The sequence below is a fragment of the Pseudomonas sp. MEJ086 genome (assembly GCF_030209025.1).
Taxonomy (GTDB): Bacteria; Pseudomonadota; Gammaproteobacteria; order Pseudomonadales; family Pseudomonadaceae; genus Aquipseudomonas; species Aquipseudomonas fulva_A.
This window is the reverse complement of record NZ_JARVSV010000023.1, coordinates 1-15279: the sequence shown is the minus strand read 5'-3', so window position 1 is coordinate 15279 and position 15279 is coordinate 1. Positions and strand designations below refer to the sequence as shown.

General features: G+C 59.0%; 17 protein-coding genes. 16 read left to right on the top strand and 1 reads right to left on the bottom strand.

The window, feature by feature from the left end; genetic code table 11:
* Positions 1–205: 205 nt before the first annotated feature.
* The 16 genes from QRN22_RS14635 to QRN22_RS14560 all read left to right on the top strand — a co-directional run bounded on the left by QRN22_RS14635 (position 206) and on the right by QRN22_RS14560 (position 13937).
* Positions 206–2200 carry a conjugal transfer protein TraG gene (locus QRN22_RS14635; protein ID WP_042554153.1) on the top strand — a complete coding sequence of 665 codons (1995 nt, stop codon included), beginning with the start codon at positions 206–208 and terminating at the stop codon, positions 2198–2200.
* A complete protein-coding gene (locus QRN22_RS14630; RefSeq protein ID WP_042554152.1) occupies positions 2197–2634 on the top strand; it encodes a CopG family transcriptional regulator in 438 nt (145 codons plus the stop codon). The genes QRN22_RS14635 and QRN22_RS14630 overlap by 4 nt, the downstream gene beginning before the upstream one ends.
* Positions 2631–3638: a P-type conjugative transfer ATPase TrbB gene (gene trbB, locus QRN22_RS14625; protein ID WP_042554151.1), complete on the top strand. Its 1008-nt coding sequence runs from the start codon at positions 2631–2633 to the stop codon at positions 3636–3638. Before QRN22_RS14630 ends, trbB begins: the two co-directional genes overlap by 4 nt.
* A complete protein-coding gene (locus tag QRN22_RS14620; protein ID WP_042554150.1) occupies positions 3635–3967 on the top strand; it encodes a TrbC/VirB2 family type IV secretion system protein in 333 nt (110 codons plus the stop codon). Before trbB ends, QRN22_RS14620 begins: the two co-directional genes overlap by 4 nt.
* A complete protein-coding gene (locus QRN22_RS14615; RefSeq protein ID WP_042554149.1) occupies positions 3964–4230 on the top strand; it encodes a VirB3 family type IV secretion system protein in 267 nt (88 codons plus the stop codon). The genes QRN22_RS14620 and QRN22_RS14615 overlap by 4 nt, the downstream gene beginning before the upstream one ends.
* Before the next feature lie 10 nt (positions 4231–4240).
* Entirely contained in the window at positions 4241–6670 is a 2430-nt protein-coding gene (gene trbE, locus QRN22_RS14610) for a conjugal transfer protein TrbE (protein WP_042554148.1), read from the top strand.
* Complete coding sequence (gene trbJ / locus QRN22_RS14605) at positions 6667–7401, top strand: P-type conjugative transfer protein TrbJ (protein ID WP_042554147.1); 735 nt, start codon at positions 6667–6669, stop codon at positions 7399–7401. Before trbE ends, trbJ begins: the two co-directional genes overlap by 4 nt.
* 190 nt (positions 7402–7591) lie before the next feature.
* Positions 7592–8752 (top strand): P-type conjugative transfer protein TrbL, encoded by a 1161-nt coding sequence (trbL, locus tag QRN22_RS14600; protein WP_042554145.1) that lies wholly within the window; start codon positions 7592–7594, stop codon positions 8750–8752.
* A gap of 12 nt (positions 8753–8764) precedes the next feature.
* Positions 8765–9472, top strand: coding sequence for a conjugal transfer protein TrbF (trbF, locus tag QRN22_RS14595; protein ID WP_042554144.1), 708 nt, complete (start codon positions 8765–8767; stop codon positions 9470–9472).
* On the top strand, positions 9469–10458 hold the full coding sequence (trbG, locus tag QRN22_RS14590; RefSeq protein ID WP_042554143.1) for a P-type conjugative transfer protein TrbG: 990 nt from the start codon (positions 9469–9471) through the stop codon (positions 10456–10458). Before trbF ends, trbG begins: the two co-directional genes overlap by 4 nt.
* A gap of 3 nt (positions 10459–10461) precedes the next feature.
* Positions 10462–11727, top strand: a complete 1266-nt coding sequence (locus tag QRN22_RS14585) for a TraB/TrbI/VirB10 family type IV secretion system protein (RefSeq protein WP_042554142.1) — start codon at positions 10462–10464, stop codon at positions 11725–11727.
* Positions 11720–11953 carry a DUF2274 domain-containing protein gene (locus QRN22_RS14580; protein ID WP_042554141.1) on the top strand — a complete coding sequence of 78 codons (234 nt, stop codon included), beginning with the start codon at positions 11720–11722 and terminating at the stop codon, positions 11951–11953. Before QRN22_RS14585 ends, QRN22_RS14580 begins: the two co-directional genes overlap by 8 nt.
* Before the next feature lie 90 nt (positions 11954–12043).
* On the top strand, positions 12044–12322 hold the full coding sequence (locus tag QRN22_RS14575; RefSeq protein WP_042554140.1) for a type II toxin-antitoxin system RelE/ParE family toxin: 279 nt from the start codon (positions 12044–12046) through the stop codon (positions 12320–12322).
* A gap of 16 nt (positions 12323–12338) precedes the next feature.
* Positions 12339–12626 (top strand): HigA family addiction module antitoxin, encoded by a 288-nt coding sequence (locus QRN22_RS14570; RefSeq protein WP_042554139.1) that lies wholly within the window; start codon positions 12339–12341, stop codon positions 12624–12626.
* A gap of 338 nt (positions 12627–12964) precedes the next feature.
* Positions 12965–13261 (top strand): helix-turn-helix domain-containing protein, encoded by a 297-nt coding sequence (locus QRN22_RS14565; RefSeq protein WP_082045793.1) that lies wholly within the window; start codon positions 12965–12967, stop codon positions 13259–13261.
* A 400-nt stretch (positions 13262–13661) separates the two neighbouring features.
* Complete coding sequence (locus QRN22_RS14560) at positions 13662–13937, top strand: pyocin activator PrtN family protein (protein ID WP_042554137.1); 276 nt, start codon at positions 13662–13664, stop codon at positions 13935–13937.
* Here QRN22_RS14560 and QRN22_RS14555 read toward each other — a convergent pair.
* The gene (locus QRN22_RS14555) at positions 13907–15091 is read right to left on the bottom strand and encodes a tyrosine-type recombinase/integrase (RefSeq protein WP_042554136.1); all 1185 of its coding nucleotides are present in this window, start codon (positions 15089–15091) and stop codon (positions 13907–13909) included. The genes QRN22_RS14560 and QRN22_RS14555 overlap by 31 nt on opposite strands.
* Positions 15092–15279: the final 188 nt, after the last annotated feature.

The window sequence follows — 15279 nt, the reverse complement described above, 5'->3', positions numbered from 1 at the left end:
ACCGAATAAACGGCTTTTTGCGGCTAAACGATGAACGCTCCGGCGCACCTGGTTTTAGCGACCTCGCGAGTTCAGCTCCTAATCTTTCCTTTACGCTCTGAATCGTCCCCGAAACGGTCTTTGACCCTGCCCCGCGCAGCACCGAATCTCACGCCCACGGCACCCTTAGGTGCCGTGGATATCGCAAAGGAGATGAGGTTCGGCAATGCGAGGCACGACAGTACTGTACGGCCAGGTACTGATAGTTTTGGGCATCACCCTTTCGGGGGTGTGGATCGCAACCCAGTGGACGGCCTCCAAACTGGGTCACCAGCCACGCCTGGGATCGGCATGGTTCGAACTGGGTGAAACCCCCATCTACCATCCGTGGCGATTGCTGGAGTGGTGGTTCTTCTTTGATGCCTACGCGCCGGAAATCTTCAATGCCGGCGGTGCCATAGCGGCCAGTAGCAGCTTGCTGGCTCTGGCCGTTGCCATTGTCATGGCCATCTGGCGTGCGCGTCAGGCCGGTCGTGTCACCACCTACGGCACTGCCCGCTGGGCCGACGCGGATGAGGTGCGAGAGGCGGGGTTAAGCCAATCGGCCGGGGTATTCCTCGGGCTATTCGAGCATACCTACTTGCGTCATGAAGGTCCTGAGCACGTCTTGGCTTTCGCCCCAACCCGCTCAGGTAAAGGCGTGGGACTGGTAGTTCCTACCCTGCTTTCCTGGCCGGCGTCCGCGGTCATCCACGATATCAAAGGCGAGAACTGGAGCCTGACTGCAGGCTGGCGCTCACGGTTCTCGCACTGTTTGCTGTTCAATCCGACAGACCCGGCGTCAGCCGCCTACAACCCTCTCCTTGAAGTGCGTCGCGGTACCCACGAGGTGCGCGATGTACAGAACATTGCCGACGTACTGGTCGACCCTGAAGGTGCACTAGAACGCCGAAACCATTGGGAGAAAACCAGCCACGCGCTGCTGGTCGGCGCCATCTTGCACGTGCTCTACGCAGAGCAGGACAAGACACTCCGCGGCGTGGCCAATTTTCTTTCGGATCCAGCCTGTCCGTTCGAAGTGACCCTGCACAAGATGATGGTCACCCCGCACCTGGAAAATGCACCACATCCGATTGTTGCGTCTGCAGCGCGGGAGGTTCTGAACAAGAGTGAAAACGAGCGCTCGGGCGTACTGTCCACGGCGATGTCCTTCCTCGGTCTCTACCGAGACCCGACCGTTGCACAGGTCACGTCACGCTGCGATTGGCGGATCGCAGATCTCATTTCCGCCGAGCACCCGGTGTCGCTGTATCTGGTCGTCCCCCCATCCGATATTAGCCGTACCAAGCCGCTCATACGCCTGCTCCTCAATCAGATCGGACGGCGACTGACCGAGTCGCTCGAAGCTAATGACAGCCTCGCACGTCGGCACAAGCTGCTGCTCATGCTCGACGAGTTTCCGGCTCTGGGTCGCTTGGACTTCTTCGAATCTGCGCTCGCCTTCATGGCCGGCTATGGGCTGCGTGCATTCCTTATTGCCCAGTCGCTCAACCAGATCGACAAGGCCTACGGCCAGAACCACTCGATTCTGGACAACTGCCATGTACGGGTGACGTTTGCGACCAACGATGAGCGCACCGCAAAGCGCATTTCCGAAACCCTGGGCACCGCAACAGAGCTGCGTCTTCAACGCAACTACGCCGGCCACCGTCTAGCCCCTTGGCTGGGCCATTTGATGGTGTCCCGTCAGGAGACAGCCAGACCCTTGTTGACGCCTGGGGAAGTAATGCAGCTTCCAGCCGACGAGTCCGTCGTGATGCTCGCAGGCCATGCGCCGATACGGGCCAAGAAGTTGCGCTACTTCACCGATGACAACTTTCAAACGCGCGTGCTGCAGGCACCTCAATTGGAGCCTGGACGATATGCCGATGCACCCACACCTCGTGCTGATGACTGGAGCAATTTGCAGCTGCCCGAGGCGCAAGAGGCCCAGCCGATCGGCGACTCGACCCGCTTGGCGCCAGTCGAAGGCAGCCACCTGGATTACCAGCACGACCTGATCGAATCACGCCAGCTGCAGGCTTCAGCTGACGTCTCCAGTGATCTTTTCCTTCTCGATGAAGACGACATGCCTTGTGCATTCCCATGCCAGCCAGATCCTGACTTTCAACGTTCGGCAAGGCTGGCTGCCCTTGATCCTGACGATGGAGTTGCCTTATGAGTCGCGCCCGTTTGAACCTATTCATTCAGCCCGAGCATGCAAAACGCCTCAATGAACTCGCGATCAAAAAGGGCGTATCCAAGTCCTCGATCGTGGCCACTGCCCTCGCCTCCTGGCTTGCGCCCCAGGCTGGCGAGCAGCGTGACACGGCCATAGCCAAACGACTGGATCGTCTGTCACGACAATTCGAACGCCTGGAACGCGATCAGAACATTCTCGTTGAAACCATGGCGCTCTACATCCGCTACTACCTGACGGTCAGCACACCGGTGCCCGAGGCACACCAGGAGGCAGCACGTGCACAGGGCAAGCTGCGCTTCGCTCAGTTCGTAGAGCAACTGGGCCGTCACCTTCAGCGAGGCCGCAGTCTGGCCACAGACCTGCAAGCGGCTGAGCCTCAGAGCACTCAACACCATGGCGGTGATCATCAATGAGCAGCGCCGCCTTCTCCGTAGCGGCTGCCGCTGAAGCCTCATTGGATCGCCGCACCCGCATGCTGCGTACCGCGATGGGCCCGCTGATCGCTGCCGCACTCGACGATCCCGACGTGGTTGAAGTGATGCTCAATCCCGACGGGGTGCTCTGGTCAGATCGACTTACCCAAGGTCGCGTCCGTCTGGGCACGCTGCCCCCTGAGCATGGTGAACGGATCATTCGCTTGGTGGCTGCGCACGTTGGCGCCGAAGCACACCGTACAAAGCCTTTGCTCAGCGCTGAACTGCCAGAGACGGGTGAGCGATTCGAAGGCGTCCTCCCCCCCGTGGCAAGTGCCCCAACCTTCGCCTTGCGCAAACGCTCCTGCGGCGTCATCTCCCTGGGGCAGTACGTAGCTGATGGAATACTCAGTTGCGATCAAGCGCAGTACCTGCAGGCAGCGGTGCGCGACCGGCAAAACATTCTGGTCGCAGGTGGTACGGGTACCGGCAAGACGACGCTCGCCAACGCCATGCTCGAGGAAGTTGTCAGCACCAATGATCGCGTCCTGGTGCTTGAAGACACCATCGAACTGCAGTGCCCAGTCCATGACCACGTTGCTCTGCGAACGAAACCCGGACTCGTATCCATGGCGGATCTGGTGCGGAGCACGCTGCGCTTGCGACCTGACCGGGTCGTGGTGGGTGAGGTGCGCGGAGGCGAAGCGCTGGATCTGATAAAGGCCTGGGGAACTGGCCACCCGGGTGGTATCGCAACCATCCATGCCGGCTCTGCTCAAGGTGCCCTGCTTCGTCTCGAGCAACTGATTCTCGAGGTTGCGCTCACAGCGCCCCGCGCGTTGATCGCCGAGACGGTCAACCTGGTGGTTTTCCTGTCCGGCCGCGGGCGAAGCCGGCACGTCCAGCAGATTGCCCGTGTCATGGGACACGACAGCCACGGTTACCAGCTCGCGTCCATCGACACCCTACTTCGTACCCGTGATAGCCAGGGAGAACGGTCATGACACGTCTCTTCGCTCATGCTCGCCAGCGCATCTTTCACGCGTTACTGGGAGCCATGATCTACCTCAATCTGCCAGCAATAGCCCTTGCTGCCGGGTCAGGCATGCCGTGGGAAGGGCCGCTGCAGTCAATCCTCGACTCGGTACAGGGGCCTGTGGCGCGAATCATCGCGGTGATCATCATTATCGCCACGGGGCTGGCCCTTGCGTTCGGCGACACCAGCGGCGGGTTTCGCAAACTGATCCAGATCGTTTTCGGCCTCTCTATCGCCTTCGCGGCTTCGTCGTTCTTTCTCAGCTTTTTCAGCTTTGCAGGGGGAGCGACGGTATGAACGGTGAACGCATGACCGGCTTCGAAGTGCCGCTGCACCGCTCGCTGTCCGAGCCAATCCTGCTCGGCGGCGCACCACGCAATGTCGCGATCCTCAACGGCACACTAGCAGCGGTGGTAGGCCTGGGCCTGCAGCTATGGATTCCTGGCTTGGTGCTATGGGTCGTCAGCCATTCGCTTGCGGTATGGGGCGCGCGGCTGGATCCCCAGTTTCTGCCGGTCTTCGCAAGGCACATCAAGCAGCGCGCGTTGCTGGACGTGTGAGTGCAAGACGATGATGAATCTCTCCGAATTCCAGCGCCGCCCCGCCCAACTTGCGGACTGGCTACCTTGGGCAGGACTCATAGCCCCTGGCGTCGTATTGAACAAGGACGGCGCGTTTCAACGCACCCTACGCTTTCGTGGCCCCGACATGGACAGCGCTACACAGGGTGAGCTGCTGGCCCTTTCAGCTCGACTGAACAATGCATTGCGCCGGCTTGGCTCAGGCTGGGCGCTGTTCATCGACGCTGAGCGTCTCGCAGCGAGCGATTACCCCCAGAGCTCGTTTCCCGATGCTCTGTCCTGGCTGGTTGACCACGAGCGCCGGGCAGCATTTGAAGCGCAAGGCAGCCACTTCGAAAGCGCCTATCACCTGACGCTGCTGTATTTGGCGCCGGAAGAAACGCACTCGCGCGCGGCTGGCTTGTTGTTCGAACGGCAGACCCAGCAGCGTGTTGACTGGCGCGAACAGCTGGCAGGTTTCATCGCCGAGAGCGATCGCTTCTTCGATTTGCTGGACGGCCTGATGCCGGAACTCGCCTGGCTCAGTGACAGACAGACACTGACTTATCTGCATACGACCATTTCGACACATCGCCAACGACTGGCGGTTCCCGACGTCCCGTTCCACCTTGATGCCTTACTGGCCGACAGCCCCCTGACCACAGGCCTCCAGCCGCGGTTGGGCGATAAGCATCTGCGCGTACTGTCTGTACGCGGTTTTCCATCGACGACCTGGCCTGGGGTGCTCGACGAGTTGAACCGTCTGGGCTTCGCCTATCGATGGGCGACCCGCTTCATCTGTTTGGAAAAGGATGAGGCCGAACGGGAGCTGGTTCGTCTGCGCCGCCAGTGGTTCGCCAAACGCAAAGGGGTCTTGGCGCTGCTGCGTGAAGCCATCTTTCAGCAGGAGAGCCCCCTGGTCGATAACGACGCGGCCAACAAGGCAGGCGATGCTGACGCAGCCTTGCAGGAACTTGGGGAAGACCATGTCGCGTTCGGCTACGTCACCACCACCGTAACGGTCATGGACGAGGACGCTCAGCGCGCGGATCAGAAGCTACGGCTGGTCGAACGCGTGATTCAGGGTCGCGGCTTCGTGACCATTGCCGAGAGCCTCAATTCGGTTGAGGCCTGGCTGTCATCGATACCCGGCAACGCCTACGCCAATGTCCGGCAACCACTGATTTCAACGTTGAATCTGGCACACCTGATGCCTGTCTCGGCAGTCTGGGCCGGACCGGTACGTAATGAGCATCTGGATGGGCCGCCACTGATGATCACCCGCACCGCTGGTGCGACGCCCTTCAGGTTGGTAAATCATGTCGGTGATGTGGGCCATACGTTGGTCGTGGGCCCCACGGGCATGGGCAAGTCGGTGCTGTTGGCCACGCTCGCCCTGCAGTTCCGTCGATACGCAGGCTCGCAACTCTTGATGTTCGACATGGGCCGCTCCCTGCGAGCTACCGTACTGGGCATGGGTGGTGAGCACTACGCGCTGAGCAATGATGGAGGCCTGGCCTTCCAGCCTCTGGCGCAAATAGATCAAGCCGGACACCGGGCCTGGGCAGCCGAATGGCTGGCGGCGCGATTTCTCAAAGAAGGCGTAGCCATCAATCCAGAGCAGAAGTCAGCGCTCTGGACAGCGCTGGACAGCCTGGCCGGTGCCCCCGAAGCACAACGCACGCTGACTGGTCTGTCTGTGTTGCTGCAAGACAACAATCTGCGCCAAGCCCTGCAGCCGTACCTCCTTGGCGGAGCCCACGGCCAGCTACTGGACGCGGATAGTGATCGTCTCGGCTGCGCCGATGTGCAGTGCTTCGAGATGGAGGAACTGATCCACAGCGAGGCGGCGGTGGCCGCTGTGCTGAGCTATCTGTTCAAGCGGTTCGAGCATCGGTTCGACGGCTCGCCAACGCTTCTGATCCTCGACGAAGCCTGGTTGTTTCTTGATGAGCCGCTGTTCGCCGCGCGCATTCGTGAGTGGCTCAAGACCCTGCGCAAGAAGAACGTCTCGGTGATCTTCGCGACACAGTCGCTCGCGGACATCAAGGACTCCACTATCGCGACAGCAATCATCGAGAGCTGTGCCAGCCGCATCTTCTTACCGAATCCCCAGGCTCGAGAGCCTCAGATCCGCACCATCTACCAGGGCTTCGGACTTAACGAGCGGCAGATCGACATCGTTGCCGAGGCAACGCCCAAACGTGAGTACTACTACCAGTCCCGCCTGGGCAATCGCTTGTTCGATCTGGATCTGGGCCCCTTAGCGCTGGCCTTCGCTGCCTCTGCCAGCCCAGCACAGCAACGTGAAATGGACCGGATCCAGCAGGCCTCCCAGTCCCTGGACTTCGCTGAAGCATGGCTTCGGCATTGCGGCCTGGATTGGGCCGGCGACTTGTTCGCTCATCATTCCCAAGTAAGCACGGAGTACACGTCATGAGATGCCTAACCCGCCGTTTTCAACGCTCCGCCCTGCTGGTCACTGCCCTGCTCAGCTCAGTGTCGAGCCAGGCCATGACAGTGGTCGATCCTGCCAACCTGATTCAAAACACACTCACTGCAGTGCGCACGCTGGAGATGATCAACAACCAGATCAGCGAGTTGCAGAATCAGTCCCAGATGCTCAAGAACCAGGCCCGCAATCTGTCACGCCTCGATTACAACGCGATGGATCAGTTGGCTGCGAGCTTGGCCAACACCGAGCGCCTGATCAGCCAGGCACAGGGGCTGGCCTATGAAATTAAACGCCTGGATCAGGAGTTCTCGCGCCTCTACCCAAACCAGTACTCAGCCGACACCAGCAGTGAAGAGCTTGCCCTTGAAACGAGAGAGCGCTGGAAGAAGGGGCTCGACAGTCTTCAGACCGCGATGCGCGTGCAGGCGCAGGTGCGGCAAAATCTTGGGCAGGATGAAGCCACTCTCGCCAATCTCGTGAATCAGAGCCAATCCGCCGAAGGAGCGCTGCAAGCTTCTCAGGCGACCAACCAGTTGCTGGCCCTGCAGGCCAAGCAGTCCATTCAGTCCCAGCAGCTGCAGATCACCCAGAACCGGGCTGTTGCCACCGAGCTTGCACGTCAGGCCGCCGCGCAAGAGAAAGCACGCGAGCTAAGCCGCCGGTTCATGGGGAGCGGGACGCCCTATACCCCTCACCCCGTCCAGTTCTACCGGTAGCGAGCTGCGTTATGAAGGCCCCAACGCTGCTGTATCTGGTCGCTTTGACAGCGTGCAGGTACGACCACTCGCCGACTGCAAAGCCTGAGGATCCCGTGGATCGTTTCTACTGCGGCTGCGCCCCGGACGGCGAGTTCCTAGATGCAAGCGAGCTGCCGGACATTCCACCGAGCTTCGATGAGGTCGTGCCATGAATGACGTCAGCGTGATTGACCGATTTCTCGACGTGTTCGCTCAGTACATCGATTCGGGCTTCGGCCTGCTCGGTGATGAGGTCGCATTTCTTACGCTGACCCTCGTGGCGATCGACATGACGCTGGCGGGACTGTTCTGGGCCATGGGCGGTGAAGACGTAAGCGCCAAATTGATCCGCAAGACGCTCTACGTGGGCGCCTTCGCCTTCATCATCGGCAACTTCAATGCCCTGGCGAAAATCGTCTTCAACTCCTTTGCGGGACTGGGCCTTCTTGCCTCAGGGTCTGCGCTGAGCAAAGACGAGTTCCTGCAACCGGGGCGGCTGGCAGCGACTGGCGTTGAAGCCGGAGCACCGCTGCTGGAGGAGATCAGCCGACTGAGCGGCTTCCCGGAGGTGTTCAGCAATATCCACAGCATCCTGGTGCTGTTCCTGGCGTGGCTGGTGGTCATCATCAGCTTCTTCTTTCTGGCCATTCAGCTGTTCGTCACGCTGATCGAGTTCAAGCTGACCACCCTCGCCGGCTTTGTTCTGGTGCCATTCGCTCTGTGGAACAAGACGGCATTTCTTGCTGAGAAGGTGCTCGGCAACGTAGTCGCCTCCGGCATCAAGGTTCTTGTGCTGGCGGTGATCGTCGGGATCGGTACCGGGTTATTTGCCGAATTTCAGGCTGTCCCCGATGAACCCTCCATCGATAACGCGTTGGTGATCATGCTCGCTTCGCTTGCGTTGTTCGGCCTGGGTATTTTCGGACCAGGGATTGCCACGGGATTGGTCTCCGGTGCACCACAACTGAGCGCTGGTTCGGTCGCCGGTACCGCACTCGGAGCAGCAGGGATGGCAGCAGGCGCAGCAGCTGTGGCGTCCAGTGTGGGCGGCGCTGTTATGGCAGGCGCTCGAATGACTTCGGGAGCAGGCCGCCAGGCGATGAGGGCTTCGAATTCCCTCACGGGGGCTTCTGCTCGCTCATCGGCGGCGCAGTTGAGTGCTGGTTCCAATTCATCGACAGCTACTACCACTCAGCCTGACTGGGCCAGGCGCCTGCAACGCCGGCAGCAGCTTTCACAGGCAGCTACCACCGTTGCCCACACCCTGCGTGGCGGCGACGGCGGTGGCTCATCATCGGGTGCGGTTGTACGCGACCCATCGAATTCGTGAAGGAGGACACGGATGCGATTCAAACGTCCAGGGGTTCGCTACAGCGACACCCCAATACCCGTAACCCCTTACCAGAGAGCCGGACAAGCCTGGGATCTGCGTATGGGTAGCAGCCTGGCGCAGGCCCGGAATTGGCGCCTCATGGCATTCGGCTGCCTGAGCTTGTCGTTGGTGATGGCGTCAGGACTCGTCTGGCTTTCCCTGCAGTCGCGGGTGACACCCTACGTCGTGGAAGTCGACACGCTCGGGCAGGTACGCGCTGTTGGTGAAGCCACCAGTCCCTACCAGCCCCAGGACGCCCAGATTGCCCATCATCTGGCGCGGTTTATCGGACTGGTCCGCTCTCTTTCCATCGACCCGGTGGTCGTGCGGCAAAACTGGCTGGAGGCCTATCACTTCACCACCGACCGAGGCGCTGCAACCCTCAATGACTATGCCCGAAGCAACGATCCATTCACGCGGGTCGGCAAGGAATCGGTAGCCGTCGAAGTGACCAGCGTCGTGCGTGCCAGCAATGAAACGTTCCAGGTGCGCTGGGTCGAACGCCGCTACGTGAATGGGGCCCCGGCCGGGTCAGAACGCTGGACGGCAATGATTTCGCTAGTGCTGCAGCGTCCCCGCACGGAGGAAAAACTGCGGCGTAACCCGCTGGGCATTTATGTAAACGGGCTGTCTTGGAGCCGAGAACTGGACACCTCGGAAGGAGTGAAGAAACCATGAAAATGTCTTCGAGCCTCTGCCTTCTAGTCGTACTGATGACGCTGTTATCAGGCTGTGCGGGCCCTCAGAAGCCACCCAGAATTGTGCTGGACGAGCCCGTTGAAGCTAAACGAATACCGGATCCGCCTAAGCCTGTTGAAGTCGTGGAAGTACCCAAACCTCTTGCGCTACCGGCGCAGCTCAAGCCGCTGCCGGAAGCCGGCAAACGCAAGCCGGCAAACGAGCCAGTCGACGAAAAAGCCCGAGTCTCGCGTGCCAACCGGGACGCACGGGTGGCGCCTACGCAGGAAGGCTACATCAACGCCATCCAAGTCTGGCCTTACTCGGATGGGGCGCTGTACCAGGTGTATACCAGCCCCGGTCGGGTGACCGCGATCAACCTGCAGGTTGGAGAGGAACTGGTAACCGTTGCAGCTGGGGACACCGTACGCTGGATCCTAGGTGATACGGCTACAGGCCAAGGCGATAGCCTACGCGTCAACGTATTGATCAAGCCGACCCGCACTGGTCTCAAGACCAACCTGGTGATCACCACAACGCGGCGCACGTACCTGATCGAGCTGACCTCGACCGAGCAGGCGTGGATGGCATCAGTATCCTGGGATTACCCAAAGGATCAGATGCTGGCTCTGCAACGTCGCGCCGGCGAAGCCAAGGTAGCCGAGCCTCTGGATACAGGCCTTGCACTGGAGCGCCTGCGCTTTCGTTATGCAATCAGTGGTGATGATCCAACGTGGAAACCACTGCGCGCATTCGATGATGGTAGCAAGGTGTATATCCAGTTCCCGGCGGGCATTTCCAACACCGATCTTCCACCACTTTTCGTGATCGGCGCCGAGGGCGATGGGCAGCTGATGAACTACCGCTTCCGCTCTCCGTATTACATCGTGGATCGGCTTTTTGGCGCCGCCGAGCTCCGGCTGGGCGCAGACAAAGGCGACATCGTGCGCATCGAGCGCAACGATGGGGTGGCACGGGGAAACTGAGCCATGACCGACGAGATCAACCAGCCCTCCCCCTCGTTGCCACCGAAGGAATCACCCGAGTCTCTCGAGCTGCGCGCACAGCCAAGGCCGATCACTCGCCTGAATCCGCGCGTGCTTGCCGCGATCATCGGCGGCCTATCAGCCACAGTGCTGGGCGCGATGCTTTGGTCGCTGCAGCCCCAACAGCAGCGCAAGAACCAGGAGCAGAACGAGCTGTACAACGTTGACCGGGTGGCACGCTCAGAATCGCTCGAACAATTGCCTGCGGATTACTCGCAGTTACCGCCGACGCCCGTGACTCCGACAGACGTGCCTCAATTGGGCCCACCACTGCCAGGCGACCTTGGTGCCCCCATCTTGAAAGCCGAACAACGCACCCACGGCTATGAGTACGACCACACGGCGGCCGACAACGCTGAGGCGGAGCGTCTAGCGAGACTGAAGGAGGCCGAGGAAGCAGCATTGTCGTCGGTATTCTTTCAGACCAACAGATCGGGTGGATTGGGTGGTGCATCGGCTGACCCTCAGCACACTACGCCGAGTGGTTTGGCCTCAATAAGTACCGGCTCAGCTACAGGGTCATCGGTGCATGGCAGGGACAAGCGGACTCTCAGTAAATCCGTAAATACAGAAATCAGTAAGTCCGGTTTGCTGCAAGAACCCGCCTCGCCCTACCAGGTGATGGCCGGCACGCTCATCGCTGCGGCACTTGTCACCGGTATCAAGTCAGACCTGCCAGGTGATGTGATTGCAACCGTCACTGAGCCGGTCTACGACAGCGCAACAGGGCAGCACGTACTGATACCACAGGGCTCGCGCTTACTCGGCCGTTACAACAGCCAAGTCAGCTATGGACAGAGTCGCGTACAGGTCGTGTGGCAACGCGTAATCCTACCCGACACCTCCTCGTTCGAGCTCGACGACTTGGTCGGCAGCGATGCCGCCGGGTATGCAGGCCTCGAAGACGGCGTCGACTGGCACTGGGACAGGCTCGTCGCGGGCGCTGCGATGACCAGCTTGCTGGGCGTGGGCGCCGAACTCGCCGCTCCTGGAAATCGAAACGACGGTGACCGGATCATCATTGCAGGGCGCGATAGCCTTCAGGACACGGTGAACCAGGTCGGTCAGGAAGTCACTCGGCGCAATCTCGACATACAGCCCACCCTCACCCAGCGGCAAGGCCTGCCGCTGCGCGTGATCGTCAACCGCGATCTGGTACTGCGCCCCTATCAACCCTTGTTCACCCAGCAGAGGAACCGCAATGAGTAACGCCAAGCTGCGCCTCGGCCCACTACCGAAGACCGAGAGCCTGAAACTGACATTCACCTGCCCTGCGAGCCTGAAGTGCGACCTGGAACGCTACGCACAGATGCATGCCCAGACCTACGGTGAACCCGTTGATGTGCTCGCGTTGATCCCACATATGCTCGAAACATTCATGGCAAGAGACCGAGCGTTCCGGAAAACAAGCTCTCGAGCAATTCGCAGCAGTTGATCACGACGGTTGCATTTCGCGCCCTAGATTGCCAGGGGAAACATCCATCTCGCGGTTGAAAACCGTGACCTAATACATCACACTTTAGCCATGATCATTAGCTTTCGTCACAAAGGTCTACGCATTTTTTTTGAAACAGGCTCCACCAAAGGCATCCGAGCCGACCACGCCAAAAGGCTGGCTCGGATGCTCAGTTTTATGGATAGAGCCTTTGCGCCTGCGGATCTGGATATACCGGGTTGGCGGTTGCATCCCCTCAAAGGGGAAATGGAAGAGTTTTGGTCACTCACCGTCAACGGTAACTGGCGAGTGATCTTTCGTTTTGAGGGCAGCGACATAGAACTCGTCGACTACCTCGATTACCACTGAACAGGAGGGCTTAATCATGGCCATGTTCAACCCACCGCACCCCGGTGAAACGTTGCTCGAGGACGTGCTCCCCGAACTTGATATCAGCATTGCGGAGCTTGCGAGACGGCTTGGCTTTGCACGTGAAACGCTGTCGCGGATCCTGCATGGCCGCGCGCCTATCAGTCCGGATCTCGCAGTTCGCTTGGAGCTGGCGGGTATCGGCAAGGCTCGCACTTGGCTTAGCGTGCAGACCGACTATGACCTCTGGCAAGCCCTGCATCGAGAGCAGCCTCCGATCGAGCGGTTCGCAGCGATTGCTTAGACGTTTTGACCACGCCCAGTTCGTAAAGCCCGGCTTCGCTCGCATCGCACGCTGGACATCGCCTTAGACGATGCACTTACTAACATCGATTGTTCTGCTCACAGGCCGCTTGTAAAGCCCCTGCGTCCGGAAAGGCTGGTAACGAATGTGAGTGTGGATCTTCGTCAAAAGGACACTCGTACTAAGTTGTTCTGAATGAATTAAAAAATCAGTAGCCCTCAAATCGGTCTCCGCCTTAGATCCATCCAGGACGTAAAGACAATGGATCATATTTGAACCAATAAATACCTAAATCACATATAATTGATCAGATGTGAACCATTAAATAAGGTTGTCCATTGGCTCTAACCCATTCTCTGCTCGCTCCAGGCGAACTGGCCCAGAAGATTGGTGCCAACGCCCGAGAAGCGCGACTCGCACAAAACCTCTCCCGCAAATCCTTGGCGAAGATGGCGGGTGTGTCCGAATCGACCATCAAGCGATTTGAGTCCAATGGGCAGATCACCCTTGATGCTCTGGTGCTCATCGCTACAGCACTTGGTGCCACACGCCAAATCGCTGACCTGTTCAAGCATGAGCGGCCTGTCTCGCTTGAAGAAATAAAACAAACAGGACGTACCCGGGGGCGCCAATGAAATCCATCAACGTCGTAGAGGTATTGCTCGCAGGCACACCGGCCCGGCGCAAAGTCCATACGAGTTGAACCAGGTTACGTGGATCCCAAGCGACGCAGTTGCTGTGCCAATGCGAACTCTTGGTGTGTCTTAATCTGATGGAAAGGTGGCAGCAAGTTTTACCCGATAAGAGTGAGATCCATACAGCGTCGCGGGCCATACCCGTTTTACAAACCTGTGGTCAGGTAGCTGATATCGATGTGCTTTACCGAGACGTCAGAGCACAACTTTCAGACATTGCCGAGGGTTGTACAAGGAAAATCCCGTCGTCCCTTTCTACGCCAGGCTGCGACACAGCCGGTTTTCATTCAACGATCTGCCCCATAGGCTAAAGGCACCAAACCGCTTGTAGGAAGGAGCAATGAAAACCCTCTTACTTTTGATGGCTCAGTACGACGGTCAAGCCGTGATACCAATCGACTGGGTATGCAGAGACTTTCTCGGTCTTTCAGTCGACAAGTTCAAGCGCAAGCGCCTTATGGGTGAAATCGATCTTCCTGTGATGAGGCTTGGCACCAGCTCGCAGAAGGCCAACCTGGCCGTGCACCTAGAAGATCTCGCTGCCTACATCGATAGGCAGCGAGAAGCTGCACTCAAAGAGCAGAATCAGTTGGGGGTGCGGCGGCGCCTCGCCTGAAGCTTAACCCCTGGGGCGGATGTAGCTTCAGGGGTTACGACCCTGATTCCGAGTTCTACGGGAGCCTCAACAATCTTGTCCAACCAGCCCCAGCCCTCGTAAGGATCACCCACCCCCTTCAGATGCGTATAGCGGCGCATGGCATTCCAATCGCGGTGGCCCGATACACTGGCAACTCGCGGAATGTCCCAACCCATTTCAAAAAGCCGACTCACCCCATCATGGCGCAGATCGTGGAAACGCAGATCCTTGATCGCCAGGAAGTGGCAGGCACGGGTGAACGCTGCAGAAATCGAAGTTGAGTCATAAGGGAATATCTCACGGCAGGCCTTGGGCATGCTCTGAACGATTCTCCAGGCCTCATCCGGGAGATGGCACCAGACGTCATTACCAATTTTCTGGCCAGGGTTTTTCATGTCTCGAATGAGCACAGCCTGCCGCCGAGCATCCCGATCCTCCCAGCGGATCCGAGTAATTTCTTCCTGCCTGCGTGTCGAGAAAATTGCGAACGCCAGGACCTTGGCCATATTGATGGAGCGTGGTCTGCGCCGTTGAATATCAAAGAAGTGGTTGAGTAGCTTATCCAATTCGTCCTGGGTCGGCCTACGGTCACGCTCTTTACTGCGGCTGACCATTCCCAGCTTCCGGAGCACCTTTCGGGCATCGGGCATGGCTGTGGCATCGATGAGATAGCCCCAAGCGGGTTTGGCCACTGAGAGCACGGCGCCAACATGCGCAAGATCGTTACCGACGGTCTGCGCCTGAACGCTGCCGCCGTGTTCACTCATCCGCCACTGCGCATATTCAACCAATTTCTGGCTTGTTAAGTCGGCACCAGCCACATCACCCAACCAAGATTCACTAACTGCCTTCAAGGTCGCCCGCTTGGTTTTCCCAAGTGGGCGGATTCGCTCGTACTCATCCAGGTAGCGATCAATGATCGTTTTCAGAGGGACATCCTCGCCCTTGGTTCGATCCAGAGCGCCCGGTGACCCAAGCTCCGCCTCCCGACGAGTCAACCATGCACGTGCTACGGCCTTACGATCGAAGGTCTGGGTTTCTTGATAGACTACGGCCCCGTTGCGACGCAGCCGAATCTGCGCCGTGTACGTGGGTTTACCGTTTTTTTTAACGCGCTGAGTGATGGTTCCCAAGTTGCCTCCCACCAGTGCTACAAAAAAAATCTCAGTGCTACATTTTAGCACTGAAGGCCAAAAAACGGCCAAAAATAGCCTTTTTTAGCACTGAAACGACATGAGCCAATGCCTTCAGAATTAGCCTCAAAGCCAGTAAATACGGGCGCTCAGCCCTCCCGCCGCTTTTCCGTGGCGCCGATGATGGA

What these genes read in the sequence shown, in the direction of transcription:
- QRN22_RS14635 (WP_042554153.1), top strand. Translation starts at nt 206, where the DNA reads ATGCGAGGCACGACAGTACTGTACGGCCAGGTACTGATAGTTTTGGGC.
- QRN22_RS14630 (WP_042554152.1), top strand. Translation starts at nt 2,197, where the DNA reads ATGAGTCGCGCCCGTTTGAACCTATTCATTCAGCCCGAGCATGCAAAA.
- trbB (WP_042554151.1), top strand. Translation starts at nt 2,631, where the DNA reads ATGAGCAGCGCCGCCTTCTCCGTAGCGGCTGCCGCTGAAGCCTCATTG.
- QRN22_RS14620 (WP_042554150.1), top strand. Translation starts at nt 3,635, where the DNA reads ATGACACGTCTCTTCGCTCATGCTCGCCAGCGCATCTTTCACGCGTTA.
- QRN22_RS14615 (WP_042554149.1), top strand. Translation starts at nt 3,964, where the DNA reads ATGAACGGTGAACGCATGACCGGCTTCGAAGTGCCGCTGCACCGCTCG.
- trbE (WP_042554148.1), top strand. Translation starts at nt 4,241, where the DNA reads ATGATGAATCTCTCCGAATTCCAGCGCCGCCCCGCCCAACTTGCGGAC.
- trbJ (WP_042554147.1), top strand. Translation starts at nt 6,667, where the DNA reads ATGAGATGCCTAACCCGCCGTTTTCAACGCTCCGCCCTGCTGGTCACT.
- trbL (WP_042554145.1), top strand. Translation starts at nt 7,592, where the DNA reads ATGAATGACGTCAGCGTGATTGACCGATTTCTCGACGTGTTCGCTCAG.
- trbF (WP_042554144.1), top strand. Translation starts at nt 8,765, where the DNA reads ATGCGATTCAAACGTCCAGGGGTTCGCTACAGCGACACCCCAATACCC.
- trbG (WP_042554143.1), top strand. Translation starts at nt 9,469, where the DNA reads ATGAAAATGTCTTCGAGCCTCTGCCTTCTAGTCGTACTGATGACGCTG.
- QRN22_RS14585 (WP_042554142.1), top strand. Translation starts at nt 10,462, where the DNA reads ATGACCGACGAGATCAACCAGCCCTCCCCCTCGTTGCCACCGAAGGAA.
- QRN22_RS14580 (WP_042554141.1), top strand. Translation starts at nt 11,720, where the DNA reads ATGAGTAACGCCAAGCTGCGCCTCGGCCCACTACCGAAGACCGAGAGC.
- QRN22_RS14575 (WP_042554140.1), top strand. Translation starts at nt 12,044, where the DNA reads ATGATCATTAGCTTTCGTCACAAAGGTCTACGCATTTTTTTTGAAACA.
- QRN22_RS14570 (WP_042554139.1), top strand. Translation starts at nt 12,339, where the DNA reads ATGGCCATGTTCAACCCACCGCACCCCGGTGAAACGTTGCTCGAGGAC.
- QRN22_RS14560 (WP_042554137.1), top strand. Translation starts at nt 13,662, where the DNA reads ATGAAAACCCTCTTACTTTTGATGGCTCAGTACGACGGTCAAGCCGTG.